2 protein-coding genes are annotated in these 1080 nt (G+C 75.3%); one reads left to right on the plus strand and one right to left on the minus strand.

Annotation, left to right across the window (positions count from 1 at the left end; genetic code table 11):
• Positions 1-11: 11 nt before the first annotated feature.
• Entirely contained in the window at positions 12-731 is a 720-nt protein-coding gene (locus AC13HU_RS37550; protein ID WP_483046485.1) for a prepilin peptidase, read from the minus strand.
• A gap of 70 nt (positions 732-801) precedes the next feature.
• Here AC13HU_RS37550 and AC13HU_RS37555 point away from each other — a divergent pair.
• Positions 802-1080 (plus strand): DUF192 domain-containing protein (locus tag AC13HU_RS37555; RefSeq protein ID WP_483046486.1); only part of this gene is annotated, 279 nt, incomplete at its 3' end.

Genomic DNA, 1080 nt, shown 5'->3' on the forward strand with positions numbered 1-1080 from the left:
GCCCTGGCCGGTCAGGGCACCAGAAGCACTGCGGTCAGGGCGCCGACGAGCATGAACGGGCCGAAGGGCATCGCGGTCTTGCGGGTGGCACGGCGGGTGGCGATGAGGACGAGTCCGACGAGGGCGCCGAGGACGAACCCGGCGAACGTGCCGGTGATCACGGCACCCCAGCCGTACCAGCCGAGGACGAGCCCGAGGGTCGGCGCGAGTTTCACGTCGCCGAAGCCCATGCCGGCCGGGTTGACGAAGAACAGCACGGCGTAGAGGAGTCCGAGGACCGCCGCGGCGATCAGGGCGCGGGTCCAGGAGCCGTGGTGGGAGGGCAGCAGGGCCGCGCCGCCCAGCAGGAGTGCGGTGAGCCCGAGCGCGGGGAGCGTGAGGACGTCGGGCAGCCGGAAGACGGCGAGGTCGACCCGGGCGAGGACGCCGCAGACCGGCACCAGCAGCAGCCAGACGGCGAGTTCGGGATGTCCGCCCACCCGGCAGGCGAGCACCGCGCACACCAGCGCGCAGCCGAGCGCGGCACCGTAACCGGGTCCGTAGCGCCGTTCCCCTTCGGGACACTGCTCGCAGCGGGCCGGGCCGAGCCAGCCGCCGACCGTGTGCCCGGCGGGACAGGCCGCCGCCCAGGGCTCGTCGGCGGGGACCGTCAACCGGTAGGCGGCGCGCGGCAGAAGCAGCCCGCTCGCTATTCCCCAGACGGCGGCGCCCACGATCAGATAGACATGCACCGGGCCGACCGTACACGGGCGGTCGCGCCGTTCGGGAGGGGACGGACCGCATGCGGGGAGGGGACGGACCATGCGCCGACGCTGGCGGGACGGCGAGGGCCTGCTGCGCACGCCCGGCACCGAGGTGGCACTGCGGGTCGCCGCCTCCTACCGCGCCCGTACCCGGGGCCTGTTGGGCCGCGACGGGCTCGACGGCGCGCTGCTGCTCACCCCCGCGTCCAGCATCCACACCGTCCGGATGCGATTCGCCATCGACGTGGCCTACCTCGACCGGCGGCTGCGCGTCCTCGCGGTCCGCACCATGCCCCCCGGCCGCGTCGGCCGCCCCCGGCTGCGCGCCCGGCACGTC

The sequence above is a fragment of the Streptomyces sp. NH27 genome (assembly GCF_056859195.1).